Here is a 17493-nt window from a genome sequence, read left to right as displayed (position 1 = left end):
GTGCGCAAGGCTTGCCGTTACGGAAGCCTGGTTAATTCACCACCAGCGACCGATCTTGCGCGAGGGTGGTTTGCCAGGTCACCAGGCCCGCTTGCACCTGTGCGTCGGTTGGGGTGGCCTGCCACGGACCGTCAGCGGGCAGCTTGACAGTCACCTGCAAAGGCCAGGCCCGCGTGCCAGGCTGCTTCTGAATTCGCAGGGTGTAGCGGCCCTGCTGGAACACCTGCTGCGGCAGATCGTACACAAAACGTACGGTATGGGTGCTGCCAGGGAGCATGACGAAGTAACCGTGCATCTCGGTAGTTCCCCGTTCGCCTGGCGCTGTGCCCAGCGTGCCCGACTCCAGACCATCGGCTGTGCGCAGTACGGCTCCTTCAGGCACCAACAGGCGCACATAGTTGAAATAGCAGCGATCCATCATGTCTTCGTAGGTGTTGCCGTAGCGCGCCTCGTGAATACACGACGTGAGCGCGGTCGTGGATGGGTGGTGATACTGCACCACCAGTTCGGCCTGGGCCGGACCGTTGGCCGGCAGGGTAACGGTGTAGGTCAGGGTTTGCTCCACGCGGCCATTGACCTTATTCCAACCCAGGTTGCTGTCTACCAGGGCGAGGAAGTCGCCGCTGCCGGGCTGCAAGGCGCCGTTCCAGCCGCTCTGATCGAGTAAGGCTTGCACACTCGGATCGTTGACCGAGATCAGCAGATGGCGCCGATCGAGGGCCTCTTTGATGGCGAAGAGCAGGGACTCCGGGCGAATGTCGCCGCCCTGGGCTTTATCCAGCGTGGCGCGCATCAGATCGCCCATGAAATCTTTGCGGTGCTTCCACCAATCGCTGCCGCCGCCGCTGGTGGGCGTGACGGAAGCCTCCGAGTCAAGCGGCTGCGCCCAGATGGTGCGCATGGCGGTAATGACGTTGCCGCCGGTCAGCGGTCGCTGATAGCCCGGCATGTTCAACGGCTCCAAGGCGCCAACCAGCGCCTGCACGAAGTTCAGATCGAAGGCGATGACCCCATCGGCGGCCACGTTCTTGTTCAGTTGGTAAAGCCCCTGGATGACCCGCGCACTGGTGGGAAAATCGGGCGACCAGTTGGCATCGCGCAGCGCCAGCACATCGGCTTGCATGAAGCGCGCCAGCGGCGCGGGCGCGTCCGGGTGCGGAATCGCCCAGTTGTCCACACTGTACGCGTCTTGCAGATCGGCCGAGATTTGGCCCTTGTCGAGATGCAGAATGCCGATGCCGCTGATGAAGCCGCCGGTGGCGCGCAGTTCATCGTTGTTCTGCGCCACCAGGAGATAGCTGCGCGGCGCATCGGCGCCCAGCAGGGCGGGCGCCAGCGTTGCGCCGCGCACGAGTGTTTGCAGCAACGGCAGCGCGGCGTCGAAGCGGTCGAGCAGGCCCTGCGGCCGCGTTGAAAAGCCGGTTGTGTTGATCTGGCTGCGCGCGGCCGCCGCCTGCTGCAGCCGGGCTGCAACCTGTTCGAACTGGGGCGCGGCCGCGGCCAGCACCGGAATAATGCGCTCGGTCAGGCTGCCGGGCGCTTGTTTGTCCTGCCAGGCGCTGAGCACCGGCATCAGGCTGTCGAACGCCAGGCGCCCCGCTGCGCTGGTGTGGGTCGCCAGGTCGAGCAGGGGCCGCGCCTGCGTCGCTTCTGGCCCCACCCTGGGCAGCCAGCCTAGCGCGGGCGTGATGAACATGAACGGCCGCACCGTCCGCGCCAGTCCCTGGATGTCATCATCCAGCGCCGCGATCTGCGGCTGCAGGGCCAGGAGATCGGCCGGCTGAATGGTGTCAAGGGCATTGGGGGCAGCCAGGGCCTGCAGGCTGCTGACACTGGCCTGTAAACGGCGTGCATAGCCATAAACTTGCCAACCTGTCCATCCCAGCCAGAGGGCCAGGAGAGCCGCCAGGGTCAGCAGCAACAAACAACCAGGGCGCCGCCAACGCGCCGCGGCGGCTGACGCCGGTATCGGTGATTTATTGGTCACTACATCATCTCAGAAAATGCGCGGACTTGATCGAGCGGGCAGATTATAACATAGGTTGGACAGATTGACAGATTGACAGATTCGAGAGCGTCACAGGCTGGTTGTACTAGCGCTAGTTGATAATATCCGTCTCTTGTGGTATCTTGCATCTGAGCCAACCTTTCCTTGGTTGTGTTTCGTGCAAGGTGCCATTATGTACCAACTATGCTAGGTTGGCTTATTTTATCCTTGTCCCCAACGTGTTGCGCTCACCCAGAAGTGACTCCAAGTGAAACCATGAGCATTGACGATGAACAACGACGATGAACAACGACGATGAACAACGACGATAACAACGACTATGATGTAATTGTGATCGGTTCCGGCGCCGGGGGGCTGGCCGCGGCGCTGCCCCTGGCCCAGGCCGGGTTGAAGGTGCTGGTCTGCGAGCGGCACGAGGTGCCCGGCGGTTGGTGCCATTCGTTCACGCTGCAGGGCTATCGCTTCAGCCCCGGCGTACACTACCTCGGTGATTTGCAGCCGGGCGGCGGGCTGCGCCAGGTCTACCAGGGCTTGGGCGTCTCGCAAGACCTGGAGTTCTGTGAGCTCAACCCGGATGGCTACGACCACATCGTGGTGGGGGAGGAGCGGTTCGATATTCCCAAGGGCAAGGATCGCTTCGCCGAACGCCTCAAGCAGCGCTTCCCGCGCGAGGCGCGGGGCATCGAAGGCTACCTGAATGCCCTGCCCGCGCTCATGGACGATCTCGCCCGCCTGGGGCGGGTGCGCAGCGTGGGCAGCGCGCTGGCCGCGGCCGGGCCGGCGGCCTCGGTGCTGCAGTGGAGCCGGCGCAGCGGTCAGGATTTGATTGACCATTACGTGTCCGACCCTTTGCTCAAGGCGATCCTGGCCGGGCAGTCGGGCGATCACGGGCTGCCGCCTTCGCAGGTGTCGGCTTTTATCCATGCCGGCGTCGCCAGCCACTATCTGGACGGCGGCTACTATCCGCGCGGCGGTGGTTTTGCCATTCCCCGCGCCTTTGTGCGGGCCTTGAAGCGGGCCGGCGGCGAGATTCGCCTGAACACCGCGGTCAGCCGCATCCTGCTGGAGGGCCGCCGCGCGGTGGGCGTGAGGCTGGCCGATGGCACTGAGCTGCGCGCCCCCACCGTGATCAGCAACGCGGACCCCGAAGTGACCTTTGGTCAACTCGTGGGCCGGGAACACCTCAGCAGCGGTCTGCGCCGCAAACTCGACCGCGTCGTCTATTCCGGGTCGGCGCTGAGCCTCTTCTTTGCGGTGGACATGGACCTGGCCGCGGCCGGGCTGGATTCGGGCAACTTCTGGTTCTACGATCATGCGGACGTGGATCGGCTCTATCGTCAGGGCCTGACCGCGGCGGTGTTGGAAGCGGAGACGCCCCCGGCCATGTTCCTCACCGTCACCACCTTGAAGGACCCCTCCAAGATGCATGGCGGCCATCACACCTGCGAGGCTTTCACTTTTGTGGGCTATGATGCGTTCAAGCAGTGGGCCGGCGACACCACGGGCCAGCGCTCCACGGATTACCTGGCGCTGAAGGAGGATTTTTCCTGGCGCATGATCCAGGGGTTGGAGCGGCGCATTCCCGGCCTGAGCAAGCATGTGGTCTACTGGAGCCTGGGCACGCCCCTGACCAACGAGCATTACATCAACGCCACGGCCGGCAATCTGTACGGCATCGCCAAGAGCCGCAGCCAGGTGGGCCCAGGCGCGTTTCCGATCCGCACTGAGATCGAGGGGCTGCTGATGGTGGGCGCAAGCACATTGAGTCACGGCGTGGCGGGAGTCACCGCCAGCGGTCTGGCCGCGGCGCGCCGCCTTCTTCACTGCCGCACCGCGGACCTGCTGCGGATGAACGGGCCGGAGCTGCGCATCTATCCCTCGGAAGACCCCTCCCAATGGCCGCCGCATCTACAGGAGCGGATCGCCAGGGGGCGAGTCAGTTCATAGATAAGCCTCATGGCTTACACTCAACGCTCCTGCGCCTGGCCGAGGCGTCACCGTTGGCTGAGATATCGCGCGCGCAGCAATCAGCTCTTCGAATCAGGCCCTGGGCCTGCAGCAACTGCCCAGGGGCGAACAATTTCTGCTGGATGATCTGCTTTTGGTCTTCCGCCACCGGCCCGACGTGTGTGATGCCGTTGATTTTTTCTACGACTCGAATCTGGTCGGCTTCACACATGTCGAGCAGATCGGGGCTGTGCGTTGTCAGGACAACCTGCATTTGTCCATCACGCCGTCGAGTTGCCTCAAGAATCTCCTCCCACAACAGGCTCATCGCCCCAGGATGTATGGTTAGTTCCGGCTCCTCCAGTGCAATCAATCCCCGGGGGGGTGTTTGGTAGAGCGCCGACAAAATACCAAGCATACGCAAGGTGCCATCAGATTCTTGGGACAACTCGAACAACGGTTGCTGGTCTTTGCCTGCGCCGGTGTGACGCAGCTTCGTCACCAGGTACCCGCCCACCTGAGCGACTTGATAGCCCAGGACATCGCCCATGACGCTGTTCAAGGCGCTTTCAAGCTCCTTGGAAACGGTGGAGTGGCTCCGCCTCAGTTCTCTGAGTAGGCTGGCGAGGTTATCGCCCCGTTCGGTCAAGGGGTGAACATTCGCTGGTTTTTGCGGCTCCGTCAAATCATTGGGTACGATGTTGTAGAAACTCATGCTCGTGAGCAGGTCATACACCTGCCGGAACGGCTCGAGTCCTGTCAGCAGCGGCAGCGCCAGCGCGGTTTGTTGAAGGGCTGGCGCAGTCTCTAGCGGTGACGCGCCCCACTCGCCATTGAGGGTTTCGAACTTGCTGATCAGCTTCGAGGACTGGCCGGATAGGTCGCGCACTTCACAGCGCTCGGACTTGACGCGGTACCCGCCCCGCAGTTCGCTGCCGAGTGTGAATTGGTAGTCGGCGGCTAAGGTTCCATTGCCGCTTACCGAAAGCCCGATCTCCACATCGTAAGGCCGGCCTTTGCCCGACCAACGACGCAGCGCGCTCATGCCATGACGCTTGATCACAGCGGAGTCCAGCCCATGCGTGAGCGCCTCGGAAACGAACCGCAGCACATCTACCAGGTTGCTTTTGCCGGAACCATTCAGCCCCACCAGAACGGTCAACACATCGAAGCTGACCGTGACATCGGCCAGGCTACGGTAGTTCTTGACTTTAAGTTGGCCAATCATTTGTGAGTCTCCTCCCGCCGTCAAGTGTACTATGTTCCCGACGTGCCGGTCGTCCAAGTAAGACCGTTGGAACTGCTGGTCATGAGCAGGTCGCGCCGGTGAAGCGGCTGGCGACGGCTTGCACATCCTGGATGTTGACCATGCCATCGGGCGCGGGGAACGCGCCGGCCCCGCCGGCCACATCGTTGCGCGGAGCAAAGCCGCTGGTCTTGCCCCAGTCGTTGGCCGTGAAGATCACGTCGGTGATGTCGCTGGCGCCGCCGCAACTGCAGTTGGTATCGTACCACGCGCATGACTTGATGCCCACGACCACCGGGTCATGATCCGATGAGCGATAGGCGTCTGGTGCGTAGAGGCTGATGATCTGGCCGGGGGTCTTGAATTCCTGGTTGTAGTCGAGCGAACGCGGCTCGTCGGCGTTGATGTGCCACTCGTCTACAGCAGAGATCGCGGCGGCCAGGTGCGCGGTGGACAGCGCATGGTCCAGATAGCCGCTCTGCCCGTCGAACACGTAGGAATAGGCATGGGCGCCCAGGCCGCTCGCCACCAGGTTGGTGTAACCGGCGCCGGTGATGGCCGTGATCGGGTCCTCTTTGGTGTACGCGTTCAGGTCGCCCATGATGAGGAAGTCCTGATCGCCGCTGGCGGTGGGGTCGGTCGCCAGCCAGGCGGTCAATTCGTTGGCGGCCATCGTGCGGGTGATGTTGCAGTTACCCTGCCCATCGCCGGTGTCCGGGTCGGGCGGAAAGACGCCGACGGGTGTGTTGCAGGCGGAGCCTTTGGACTTGAGGTGATTGACAACCACGGTGAACTTCTCGCCATAGGTGGCATCCGCGAAGGTCTGCACCATCGGCTGGCGGTTGCGCCGCACAGCCGGGCTTTGATCGAACGCGCCGGTGCTCAGGGTGACGGCGGCGCCCGCCGGCGTGGCCTTTGCCGGACGGTAGATGATCCCAACCGCGATCTCGTCGCCGCCAAAGGTGGCGACGCCGGGGTTGATGAAGGCGTAGGCGCCGGGCGTCGTGGCCGCGTTCAGCCCGTTGACCAGATCTTGAATGGCGCTGGTGGCGCCGTAGCCGTCGTTTTCCATTTCCATCAGGCCGATGACATCCGCGTTCAGGCCCACGATGGCGGCGATGGTCTTGGCGCGCTGGCGGTTGAACTCCGCCAGGGTGTCGGCCCCGCGCGAGGTGGGGAAGCCGCCGCCCAGGCCGTCACCGTTGAAGTAGTTCAACACGTTGAAGCTGGCGACGCGCACGTTGCCGCCCACGGCCGCAGGGGCTGCGCTGCGCGGGTTGCTGTGCGTGATGCTCAGCGGCAGTGTCGGCTCGATCATGTACGCGGAACCGTAGTAAAACAGCACGCCGGTCAGGCCGCTCACGGTGTCGCCGGTGCGCAGCGTGTTCGCGGCCGTCAGCGCGGGTGGCGGGTAGACGATGGGGTCCCGGTTTTGCTGCAGGTTGGCGTCATCCAACTGGATGCGACTGCGATTGTTCAAGTCCTGCAGCAGGTCACGCGGGCTGCCGACACCGCCGGGCGCGACCAGCGCGGTCGGCTGATACAGGCGATCGCTGACCGAAAGCGATACCTGGCCGTATTGGCCCAGGTCGTAGTGCTCGGTGACGTAGAGGGTGGATGGAATTTGGACCGCCATGCCCTCGTTGCGCTCCCAGTCGGTCAGGCTGCTGACCGGCAGGGTGATTGCGGCCGGCGTGGTTGTGGGGCTGCCCGGACAAGGGCTGACCGCGCCGACCGCGTTCAACTCGGTCAGCGTGTAGTATTCGGCCACGGTTCCAGTCACGCGCACCACTTGACCGACGCTGACATCCACGCCAAAGCCGTTGTCGTAGACGAAGATGCCCTCAGACGTGGCCGGATTGCCGTCGCTTTCGCTGTCTTCCTCTTGCACGAAGAATCCGCTCAGCTCGGTCGTCGTAGACTGGAAATCACCCTTGACCACGCCCTCGATCGTCAGCGTTGTCCCCACGAGCGGGCTGGCCGTGCCGCTGCCCTGGATGGCGCTGATCAGCGTGGCCGGCGCGCCGCACACGGACACCGCGCCGCTCGTAAAGCTCCAGACATAGTTGCTCAGCATGGGGTTGCCGGCCAGGTCGGTGATGGCGGTGGTCAGCGTGGCGGTGAAAAGGGTGGTTGGCGCCAGCAGCGCGCCCGGCGTGAAGGTGCGGTTGGCGCCGCTGCCGCTGATTGTACCGGTGACCGGGCCGCCGGCGCTGACCACGGTGAAGGTGCTGCTGGTGACGTTGCTCACGGCTTCGCTGAACGTGACCTGCACCGTGCTGTTGAGCAGCACATTGGTGGCGTTGCTGATGGGGATCGTGCTGAGCACGGTGGGCGGTGTGGTGTCCGGCCCGCAGGTGTTGATCGCTGAAGCCGTGTTACGCGGGGTGGGCGCGCCTGCAGTAAAGTCGGCACTATTGTTGTCAGTATCCGTACAACCGTTGCCATTACGCAGGGCTGCGGTGGTATTGCTCAAGACCGCCGTCGGACCAGCCCCTTCGTAGCAGTTGGCCGTAGGACCGTAACCAACAAAGTCAATGATGCTGGCACCGGTTGGACAAGCGCCAGTGAGCGCCGTCGTGCTATTGACCAGGGCCACCTTGCCGGTAGAGCCACTCATCGCAATTGTGCCGGTGGCGTCCGGCGTTGGCAAGGGCGTGGTGCCGCCGGCGCCTTGCGCTTCCTGGATCAGGTAGTAATGCCCTGCGACCAGGCTCCCGCTCAGGTTGGTGACCTGCCAGGATGTGCCGGTGGCCGAAGCGTACTGAACGCTCCAACCGCTCAGATTGATCGAGCCGGCGCCCGCATTGAACAACTCGATAAAATCGTTCGTATACGTGGCGCCGGCGTTGCCGCCGCCGCCGTAGACCTGGCTGACGCGCAGGTCGTTGGCCTCTGGAGCCTCGGTGTGGGCGTTGGCAGAAGCCAAAACGGCGGCGGCCAGGATGAGGAGACTGGCGGCAAGGACGCTGAGCAGAAGCGAGATGCTCCCACTGATGGTGCGGTGTCCTCGTGGTGCGAAGGCTCTGGTTTGCACGGTTGGTTCCTTTCGTTCAAGCTGATTCTTTGCTGCTGCAAGCGGCGTCTCTGCTGCTCGGCAGGATCATCCACGGGGAACATCATGCGCAAGATAGCGCTTATTTTACTACCGATTGGTTGAACTGCCAACAGTTGACAATTCGCCCTGGGTATGAGATACTTGTAGTAGTTTGGAAGTGAACTACTATAGATGATGAACATGAGTGAGCGACTGCAGCGCCAGTTGGGCGCCCTGGGATTTACCGAATATGAAGCCCGCGTCTATCTGGCGCTGCTGCAACATCACGCGGCCAGCGGCTATCAGTTGAGCAAGGCGTCAGGCGTGCCGCGCAGCATGGTATACGAAGCGCTGGGACGCCTGGCGCAGCGCGGCGCCATCCTGACGCTGCCCGAGGACGCGAAAGGGGTGCGCTATGCGCCGCTGCCGCCGCACGAATTGGTGGCGCAGATGCGACAGCAGTTCGAGACCTGCGTGGATGGTCTGGCCGCGGACCTGACCGCCCTGGCCGTGCCGGCCGAGCCGGCCCAGATCTGGAACATCAGCGGCGATGCGCAGATCGTGCAGCGGGCGCAGGCCATGATTGATGCAGCCAGCGCCGAACTCTATGTCGGTTTGCACGATCGCACGCTGGCCCCGCTGCAGGGCGCCCTAACGGCCGCGCAGCAGCGGGGGGTTGCGGTTCATGCGTTGTTGTTTGGCGAAAATACGCTGACGGTCGGAGAGGTGCGCCATCACCCGCAGGCCGAGACCGCGGTGCATCGGGTGGGCCGCGGCATCGTCATCGTGGTGGCGGATCGGCAGGCCGCCTTGATCGGCGGTACGACAGAAGCAGCCAGCGCGGCCTGGACCACCAACCCCCACCTGGTGTTTGTGGCGCGCGAGTACATCTGGCAGGAACTGTTCACCCAGCGTCTGGGGCAGGAGTTGCCAGTAGAGATGCTGGCGCACCTGGCTCCACTCGATCGGGCAGTGCTGGGGCGTGAATGATGAAATTCTATTTCTATCCGTATTTGACCAGTTTGTAGGAGGTTGGTATGGCAGCAGCAGGCAGTGCGTTAGTCCCGGCACGTGAAAGTCACGGCCTGGGCGCGCGTTTGAGTGAGATTATTTTGGGGGGACAGGATGGCCTGGTCAACACGCTGGGCGTCATCCTGGGTGTTGCCGCCGCTTCGCAGGACATCCGCATCATCATTGCGGGCGGGTTGGCGGCTACTTTTGCGGAGTCCATCTCCATGGGCGCGGTCGCGTACACCTCGTCACTGGCCAATGCCGATTTCTATCATGCGCAGATGGCGCGCGAGCGGCGCGAGATCAAAGAAATGCCCGATCTGGAGCGCCAGGAGATTCGCGAGATTTTCCAGGGCTGGAGTTTCGAGGGCGAGCTGCTGGACAAAGTGGTGGAGCATGTCAGCCAGCATGAAGCACACTGGGTTGACATCATGATGGCGCACGAGCTGGAACTGCAGCCGGTGAAGAACAAGGGGCTGCTGAAGACCGCGCTGTGGGTCGGCTTCTCGGCCGTCATCGGCTCCCTGATCCCGCTCTCTCCCTTCTTTTTCCTGGCGCCGGCGCAGGGGATGATCGTTGCCCTCGTGCTGTCGGCGCTGGCGCTGTTTGCCGTAGGCTATTTCAAGGCCCGCATCACGGTAGGGGTGCCGGCCCGCAGCGGCCTGCAGATGATGGTGATCGGCATCGCGTCCGCGCTGGCCGGATACTTCATCGGCTCCCTCTTCGGCGCACCGGCCAGTTAGAACCCCAAGAAACAGATCGTCTTGGGTTTCCAATCTCCTGAGGTTCGACCATTCACGCAGTATGCGGTGGCCTGAATGAGTGGGAGTCATGTAAGGCAGACAAAAACGGGCCGAGTTTCATCAGAAACTCGGCCCGTTTGTTTGTTCCGCTTGCGGCAGATTACTGCGGCGGGGGCGGCAGTTTGGTCACCTGGCGGGCCAGGAAGGCGCTGTTCACCACCGCGCCGTTGGTCATGACATGGTCATCCACGGCCAGGTCGGCAAAGGTGATGGGCGTGCAGGGCTGTCCTGGCGTGGCCGCACAGAAGTGCGTGTTGGCGTCCGTGGTAATCACCACGCTGTCGCCGGGCAGGATGCCCAGGGAAGGCGGCATGGCGCGTACCACTTCCAGGGTCAGGGTGTGGGCTGTGCCGTCCAGCGCGGTGATCTTGCCGCCGATGGCGAAGAGCTGCGGCGGCAGCGGCGCGTTGATCAAGACCATCTGGGCATGGAAGTTGCCCTGGGCGCGCACGCCATTGACCATGAGCGTCTGGCCGACCGCCACATCGGCAAAGGCGCCGGGGACGTTGCCGGTGTCGGTGTGGATGGCGAAGCGGGTGCGCTGGTTGGTGTGCAGGGTGGCCGTGGTGGGCGGTGCGCCTCGACCGCCGCGATAGATCAGCACGTTGACACTGAAGGTGTGGTTGGTGGCGTCAACGGCGGTGACAGTGCCCCACAGAGTGAAGCGGGACGGCGGCATCGGCGGTGTCGGCTCCTCAGCCAGCGCCGGGATGGCGCTCAAGGCCAGGAGCAGAACCAGGAACAGGAATACAAACGTCTTTTTCATGTGCGAATCCTCCGAAAAATAGAAGTGGGGAAGCGGTTTTCGAAACAGCCTCGATTCGATCTGGCGACGCTGCGGGTCGAATCGGCGCAGAGGCGATGTTGGCGGCTTCTGGTCAGTATGACGATGCACTGGGCTGCGCGGTCAACCCGGTTTTTAGAATCGGCGTCCACCATAACGCCGGATTCATCCGGCAGCCCCCGGCGTGACGCCCGTCACCCCTTGCGAAGGCTGGCTGCACCATCCGGCGTTGGGCAAGCCGAAAACGATCTCACCCACAAAAGCCCCTTGCCCGGCGGGCCTTCGCAAGGTTGCGCGCCAACGCCCGCCCGTGAATGAATTCACGGTCTGAACCACCAGAATCTGTCAAGACGGGTTCCCACCGGCGCAACCCGCTTGAGCGGGTTTGATGTATCAGTGGGCGTCGCGGCGTGACATCGTCCGGCTAACTTCAACCGTAGGTCATGCTTCAACCGTAGGTCACGTCTCCGGCGTGACGGCGCTGTCCGCGGCATATCATGCTTCGGTGCGCCAACGTGCAAGCCGGAGGTGTGCGCTACGGCCGGCGTCGCCCGGACGCCCCACCGGCGGGCGTTGGCGATGGCGAGGGCAACGGGGTGACCGTATCGTCCGGTGCAGCTTCTGGGGTCGGGGTTGCCGGGGGCGCGGCCGTTGGCGTCTCCGTAGCGAGCTGCACGGGGGAAGCCGCCGGAGTGGCGGTAGAGCGCGGCGGTAGGCGCGGCGGCGTCCAGCGGGGCGGCGGTGGTCGCGGCGTACGCGTCGCCGGCGGTAGGGTGTGATTGCCCGTGGGGGTGGCGGTCGGGGCCGGACCGTCCGTGGCGGTGCCTGCCGGCGAAGCTGTCGCGGTGCGCTGCGGCGGTCGCGGTAATGTGGGCCGCGGCCGTGGCGTGCCGGAGGGCCGCGGCGGCAGGATGTGCGGCCGCGTTGGCGTAGCGGACGGCGTTGGCGATGGAGTGGCGCTGGGCGGCGGGGTCGCTGTTGGCGTGGCTGTCGGAGGCGCGCTGGGCGTGGCCGTGGGCGGCGCCGACGGCGTAGCCGTCGCGGCGGGCGGTGGGAGAGTTGTCGGCAGCGGGCTGGCGGTTGGCGTTGGGCTGCAGGCTGGAGGACAAACCGGGGCAGGCAAGTCGTGCGGGGCGGTGGTTGCCGCAGCACGCTGGCCCGCGCTGCTCGTGGGCGTCGCTGTGGGTGCCGGCGTGGGCGTTTGGCGGAACTGCTCTGGCGCGGCCAGGCCCGCGGCAATCACCCGCTGTTGCTGGCGCAGGCTGGCGCGCAGCTCGGCCAGGTCATCCGGCGCCTGCTGCGGCCAGGCCTCCACCTGCGTGAGGGCGTCGCCGGTGAGGGTGTCGGCCTGCTGTAACAGGCGCACGGTGTCGGATAGCGGTGTGCGGCTTGTGCTGGCAAGAACCGAGGCCAACTGCTGCTGCAAGCGCGCCAGGGTCTGCTCGGAAGGCAGGCGTCCTTGCGCCACCAGCAGGTTGATCTCGTCCAGGCGCGTGCGGGCGCGGGCCAGTTGCCATTCCGCCTGCCCGGTCGCGTCCCAAATGAGCCAGCCGCGGGCCTGTTCGCCCGCCAGTTTGAGTGGGTAGAGCGGCATGTCTGGCAGACTCTGGCCGGCGACCGCGCCGGTGCTGCCGATCAGAGCGGCGATGACGATCACGATGACCAGCCAGGCCATCTGCGGGCGCCAATACCAGCCGGCCGAGGTGCGGGGAGCGATGGGGCGGCCAGCGTATAGCCGCCGGCGCAGGGCGGCATCCTGCGCGGGCGTACTGCGCAGCAGTGGCAGAGTTTGCAGCAGCGCGTCGACGCGCTGCGCCTGCGTCAGAGCCAGCGCGCAGGGTGTGCAGTCGGCCACATGCTCTTGCACATGGCGGCGCTCGGCCACCGTGAGTTCGCGGTAGACGGTCACCATTTCCAACACGTGGTGGGCATTCACGGCTGGACCTCCTCTCTGACCAGGCTTTCCCTGGTATAGTGCTCCCCAAGTAGCTGGCGCGCTCGCTGCAGCCGCATCTTGACCGCCGAACGTGAAATCTGCATGATCTCGGCGATTTCGGCCGTGTTCAGCCCCTGGTAGCTGTAGAGCAGCAGAGGCGTCCGCAGGTCCGTCGGCAGACGGTTCAGCGCGGCCTGAACGTCGAGGTGCTGTTCCAACTGCGCCATCTCATTGGCCGCCTCAGGTAGCCCGATTTCGCGGCGCTCATAGCCGTCATCCTCATCGGCCTGACGCAGCAGGGGCAGCCAGCGGATCAAGCGCCGGCGCCGCAGGGCGTCGTAGGCCGCGTTGGTGGCAATACGGTAGACCCAGGCGCGTGCGTTGGCATCGGCCGGCAGACCGGACAGCGCACGATAGATTTTCACGAACGAATCCTGGGAGACATCCTCGGCTTGCTCGGCGTCGCCCAGCAGGCGAAAAAGATAGTTCAGCACCGGCTGGCGCAGGTCGCGAAACAACGCCTCGAAGCGCTGATCGAGGTCGCTGCTGGAACTGAGCGCCTGGGCTTGGGTAAGCTGGCCTGATCTACCTGGCATGGACACGGCCTTCACGGTTGTTGCTCATGCACCTCTCACCGAGTATGACGAGCGAGGGAGGGCAGCGGTCAAGGTGAGGGCGGGCCATCTGCGCCGCGGGCATGAGCTTGCGGCTCGCGCCCCTAATCACACGCTGCACAGGGGCACAAACTGCGCAGCAGACTCCAGGTGTAGATGCCGGTGTTGTGGCCGTCGGCCCAGGTAAAGCTGATGGCGTAGGCGCCGACGAACTCAGCGCCTTGCACCTCGCTGGAGCCGTTGGGCTGAGCAAACAACTGGGCACGGGCGATTGGCTTAGCCATCTCGGCATGGCCGCCGCGGCACGAGACGCACGGACAGACCGCCCGGATGCCGCTGAGGGGATACTCGCTGTGATGACTGTCCTGCCAGTCAATCACCAGCAGACCTGCCTGGCGGTTGACGGTGACGGTGCGTGGTTTTTCGACAGATTGAAACATGGGTTCTCCATTTTTCCTGGAATAAAGAGTTGTGCTAAAGTTCAGGCAGCCAATGAATTTGCCCCCTGCGATGCGGACGGGAGACTATGCCAACCACAGCCTATTGTTACGACGCGGCCGAACGCAGCCATGATTTGCCGGGGCACCCCGAAAATCGTCATCGTCTGGAGAGCACACTGGCCCTGCTGACGCAGACCGGCTGTTTGCGTCAGGTGCAGGCCGTGCCCTGCACACCGTTGAGTGACGAGCGCCTGCTGCGCGTTCATCCACAGCAGCATGTACAGCGCATCGAGACCCTGGCCCAGCAAGGCGGCGGTTATCTCGATCCAGACACCTACGTGCGCCCTGGCTCCGCCCTGGCCGCTCGATTGGCGGCCGGCGGTTTAGTCAATCTGACCCTGGCCGTGCTCGATGGTCAGGCCGGCAACGGCTTTGCCTTGCTGCGACCGCCGGGGCATCATGCCACCGCCGCGGAGGCCATGGGCTTTTGTCTCTACAGCAACGTGGCCCTGGCCGCGGCCACGGCGCAGGTGGAGCGCAACCTGAGTCGTATCCTGATTGTGGACTTCGACGTGCATCATGGCAATGGTACGCAGGATATTTTTTACCACGATGCAGGCGTCCTCTTCTTCTCCACGCATCAGTACCCGTACTATCCCGGCAGCGGCGCCATCAATGAGACAGGCGCTGGCGCCGGCATAGGTACGACCGCCAACGTGCCGCTGCCGCCAGGCGTGGGCGACCAGGGCTACGCCGCGATCTACGCGCAGATTCTGTGGCCGCTGGCGCGACGTTTCCAGCCGCAGCTCATCCTGGTGTCGGCCGGCTACGATGCGCATTGGGACGATCCGCTGGCCGGCATGACCTTATCCCTGACCGGTTACGCGCACCTGGTCAGCGAACTGCTGGACATGGCCGCTGAACTGTGCGCAGGCAAGATCGTCTTTGCTCTTGAAGGCGGCTACAACCTGGACGTACTTGCACATGGCGTCAACAACACCCTCTGGCTGCTGCAGGATCGCCAGGCGGTCATTCAGGACCTGTTTGGCCCGGCGCCCCGCCCCGAACGCGATATCAGCGCCTTGCTGCGCGGGCCGCGCTGCATGGCCTGGCCGCCGCAGCTTGAACCGTAGGTCACGTCTCCGGCGTGACGCCGCCGTCTCTATCGCGTGACAAGCTCCAGCCGTAGGTCACGTCTCCGGCGTGACGATGCCGTCTGTTGCAGAGCTTGCTTTCCTCTTCCAGCGCCGTCCGGCCAGGAGGCCGGACCTACAGGCTCGCAAGGTTGCACACCAATCAGGCGTAATTCCAGAACCAGTACGCCAGGCCCTTCCACTCACCCCAGGTCGCAAAGGCCGCTTCCACTTGGGGCCGGCCGATGGGCTGACCGTTGTGCCATTCCTTCGACACCACCTTCAACGCCCACGAATCCACGGGGATGAAATCGCCGCGCCCCAGGATCATGAGCAGATTGGCGGCCGCGTAGTCGCCGATGCCCTTGATGGCGAGCAACTGCTTGCGCACCTCCAGCGTTGACGCGGGAGAGTGCTTGAGCGTCTCCAGGTCAACGTCGCCCGCGGCTGCCGCCCGCGCCAGCCCCAGCACGTAGGGCGCGCGGAAGCCCAGTCTGGCGTCGGCGCGTAACTCTTGCTCGCTGGCCGCGGCCAACCGCGCCGCGCTGGGAAAAGCCCGCTGCGCGGCGCCGGCCAGCGTCGCGCCGTAGTTCTCCACCAGGCCGCGCACCATGCGCTTCGTGCCGCCCCAGGTGGTGTTGACCGTACACATCGTCTTGATGGCATCCTCGAACAGCGTCGCCGAACGCAGGATGCGCCCTCGCCCCTCCGCGGCGACGTGCGCCAGCTTCGGCTCCAAGCGCGCCCGTTCGTAGAACGGCGTCAGGTCCTGATCCAGCCCCAACATCCAGGTGACGCGGCCGGTCAGGTCCTCCTGCTCAACCTGCGTCAGCGTGGCCGAGGTGTCCACTTGCACATCGCTCGCGCCCGCCGGCCGGACGCACAGATCAATCGCCCGGCCGCTGCTCAGTTCCAGCACATAATCGAAGCCATCCGTTTCCTTGTCATGGCTGAACGGCGCCAATTGCACCCAACCGTGCGAATTGACCACCGCCGCCAGGCTAAACGGCGGCCGCGCAGACAACACAAACCTCATCAATCTTACTCCAATCTCCAATCTCCGGCCTCCTCCGCGCCAACGTCGCCTGCTCGAAGGCGTAGGCCAGGCGGATCAGGGTCGGCTCCTGATACGCGCCGCCAAAGAACGAGAGGCCAATGGGCAGGCCGCTGATCAGCCCGGCCGGCACGGTGATGTGCGGATACCCGGCCACGGCTGCTGGCGAGGTGCAACTACCCTGGTAATGATCGCCATTGATCGGGTCGGTGAGCCAGGCCAACGTGCAGGTGGCGGCCACGATGGCATCCAGGCGATGCGTGCGCAGGGTGGCATCAATGCCCTCGTCACGCGCCATCTGTTGATTGATCGCCAGGGCCTGTTGGTAGGTATGACCTGTCAACGGCCCTTGCGCTTGCGCTCTGTGCAGCAAATCCTGCCCGAAAAAGGGCATGGTCTGCTCCGCGTGGCGTTCGTTGAACTCGATGATCTCGGCCAGCGATTGCACGGGCGTCGTCGGGCCGCGCTGCGCGAGGTAGGCGTTCAAATCGGCCTTGAACTCGACCAGGAGCACCAGCGCTTCGCTTTCCTCGAACTGGCCGGCCGTCAACACCGGCGCGGGGTCCACCACCTCGGCGCCCTCACGCCGCAGCACCTCCAGACAGGTCTCCAGCAGGCGATCCACCCGTTCATTGAAGCCGAAGAAGTTGCGCGCCACGCCAATGCGCGCGCCGGCCAGACCGCCGCGGTCCAGAAACGGCGTGTAGTCCTGGAAGACGGGGCCGGCGCGGTCGAGCGTGGCGGGGTCCCCAGGATCGGGGGCGGTCAGGCTGCCCAACAGGATGGCCGCGTCGGCCACGCAGCGCGCCAGGGGGCCGGCCGTGTCCTGGCTGTGCGCAATGGGGATGATGCCGCGGCGGCTGACCAGCCCCACGGTGGGCTTGATGCCTACCACGCCGTTGACCGACGCGGGCGAGGTGATCGAGCCGTCTGTTTCGGTGCCCACGGCCACCGCGCACAGGTTGGCCGTCACCGCCACGGCTGAGCCGGAACTGGAGCCGGACGGGTTGCGATCCAATGCGTAGGGATTACGCGTCTGCCCGCCGCGGCTGCTCCAGCCGCTGGTGGAGTGGGACGAGCGGAAGTTGGCCCATTCGCTCAGGTTGGTCTTGCCCAGGATGACCGCGCCGGCCTGGCGCAGTTGGCTGACGAGAGGGGCGTCGGCCGGTGCGGGCGGACCGACCAGCGCCAACGAGCCGGCCGTGGTCTGCATCTGATCGCCTGTGTCAATGTTGTCCTTGAGCAGGATGGGGATGCCGTGCAGCGGGCCGCGGGCGCCGCTTTGCCTGCGTTCAGCGTCCAGCGCGGCCGCGATGGCCAGGGCGTCCGGGTTGATCTCGATGATCGCGTTGAGGGTTGGCCCCTGGCGGTCAATGGCCGCGATGCGCGCCAGGTACATCTCCACCAGGCCGCGGCTTGTGAGCGTCCCTGCCGCCATGCGCGCCTGTAGTTCTTGAATCGTCATCTCGTGCATTGTGAT

Annotated in this window: 14 protein-coding genes; 5 read left to right on the top strand and 9 right to left on the bottom strand. The window is 64.6% G+C overall.

All coding sequences use genetic code 11. The features are described 5' to 3' along the window. Positions 1-31 precede the first annotated feature (31 nt). The gene (locus IPM84_00185) at positions 32-1987 is read right to left on the bottom strand and encodes a DUF4012 domain-containing protein (protein ID MBK9091215.1); all 1956 of its coding nucleotides are present in this window, start codon (positions 1985-1987) and stop codon (positions 32-34) included. A 315-nt stretch (positions 1988-2302) separates the two neighbouring features. Between IPM84_00185 and IPM84_00180 the strand changes: the two genes are divergently transcribed. Then, positions 2303-3955, top strand: coding sequence for an NAD(P)/FAD-dependent oxidoreductase (locus IPM84_00180; GenBank protein MBK9091214.1), 1653 nt, complete (start codon positions 2303-2305; stop codon positions 3953-3955). Positions 3956-3962: 7 nt separating this feature from the next. On the opposite strand, the gene IPM84_00175 is transcribed toward IPM84_00180, so the two are convergent. Both IPM84_00175 and IPM84_00170 read right to left on the bottom strand, forming a co-directional pair. Further along, complete coding sequence (locus IPM84_00175; protein MBK9091213.1) at positions 3963-5183, bottom strand: AAA family ATPase; 1221 nt, start codon at positions 5181-5183, stop codon at positions 3963-3965. A gap of 79 nt (positions 5184-5262) precedes the next feature. Beyond that, the gene (locus IPM84_00170) at positions 5263-8238 is read right to left on the bottom strand and encodes an ExeM/NucH family extracellular endonuclease (GenBank protein MBK9091212.1); all 2976 of its coding nucleotides are present in this window, start codon (positions 8236-8238) and stop codon (positions 5263-5265) included. A 201-nt stretch (positions 8239-8439) separates the two neighbouring features. Between IPM84_00170 and IPM84_00165 the strand changes: the two genes are divergently transcribed. Genes IPM84_00165 through IPM84_00155 form a run of 3 tightly spaced genes read left to right on the top strand, consistent with a single transcriptional unit; the run spans position 8440 to position 10067 of the window. Continuing rightward, entirely contained in the window at positions 8440-9228 is a 789-nt protein-coding gene (locus tag IPM84_00165) for a TrmB family transcriptional regulator (protein ID MBK9091211.1), read from the top strand. Between the two features lie 47 nt (positions 9229-9275). After that, positions 9276-9992 (top strand): VIT1/CCC1 transporter family protein, encoded by a 717-nt coding sequence (locus tag IPM84_00160; GenBank protein MBK9091210.1) that lies wholly within the window; start codon positions 9276-9278, stop codon positions 9990-9992. A gap of 15 nt (positions 9993-10007) precedes the next feature. Beyond that, on the top strand, positions 10008-10067 hold the full coding sequence (locus IPM84_00155) for a hypothetical protein (protein MBK9091209.1): 60 nt from the start codon (positions 10008-10010) through the stop codon (positions 10065-10067). A gap of 85 nt (positions 10068-10152) precedes the next feature. On the opposite strand, the gene IPM84_00150 is transcribed toward IPM84_00155, so the two are convergent. The 4 genes from IPM84_00150 to IPM84_00135 all read right to left on the bottom strand — a co-directional run bounded on the left by IPM84_00150 (position 10153) and on the right by IPM84_00135 (position 13826). Next, on the bottom strand, positions 10153-10818 hold the full coding sequence (locus tag IPM84_00150) for a hypothetical protein (GenBank protein MBK9091208.1): 666 nt from the start codon (positions 10816-10818) through the stop codon (positions 10153-10155). Positions 10819-11371: 553 nt separating this feature from the next. Beyond that, complete coding sequence (locus tag IPM84_00145; GenBank protein ID MBK9091207.1) at positions 11372-12772, bottom strand: hypothetical protein; 1401 nt, start codon at positions 12770-12772, stop codon at positions 11372-11374. After that, complete coding sequence (locus IPM84_00140) at positions 12769-13368, bottom strand: RNA polymerase sigma factor (GenBank protein MBK9091206.1); 600 nt, start codon at positions 13366-13368, stop codon at positions 12769-12771. Before IPM84_00140 ends, IPM84_00145 begins: the two co-directional genes overlap by 4 nt. A gap of 122 nt (positions 13369-13490) precedes the next feature. Continuing rightward, on the bottom strand, positions 13491-13826 hold the full coding sequence (locus tag IPM84_00135) for a DUF971 domain-containing protein (protein MBK9091205.1): 336 nt from the start codon (positions 13824-13826) through the stop codon (positions 13491-13493). An 86-nt stretch (positions 13827-13912) separates the two neighbouring features. On the opposite strand from IPM84_00135, the gene IPM84_00130 reads away from it, so the two are divergent. Beyond that, positions 13913-14959 (top strand): histone deacetylase, encoded by a 1047-nt coding sequence (locus tag IPM84_00130; GenBank protein MBK9091204.1) that lies wholly within the window; start codon positions 13913-13915, stop codon positions 14957-14959. A gap of 163 nt (positions 14960-15122) precedes the next feature. Here IPM84_00130 and IPM84_00125 read toward each other — a convergent pair whose 3' ends face one another. Continuing rightward, the gene (locus IPM84_00125; GenBank protein MBK9091203.1) at positions 15123-15995 is read right to left on the bottom strand and encodes a hypothetical protein; all 873 of its coding nucleotides are present in this window, start codon (positions 15993-15995) and stop codon (positions 15123-15125) included. Continuing rightward, positions 15961-17487, bottom strand: coding sequence for an amidase (locus tag IPM84_00120; GenBank protein ID MBK9091202.1), 1527 nt, complete (start codon positions 17485-17487; stop codon positions 15961-15963). The genes IPM84_00125 and IPM84_00120 overlap by 35 nt, the downstream gene beginning before the upstream one ends. Positions 17488-17493: the final 6 nt, after the last annotated feature.

It is taken from the genome of Candidatus Amarolinea dominans, from assembly GCA_016719785.1.
In the GTDB taxonomy this organism is placed as follows: domain Bacteria; phylum Chloroflexota; class Anaerolineae; order SSC4; family Amarolineaceae; genus Amarolinea; species Amarolinea dominans.
This window is presented reverse-complemented; position numbering and strand designations above follow the sequence as displayed.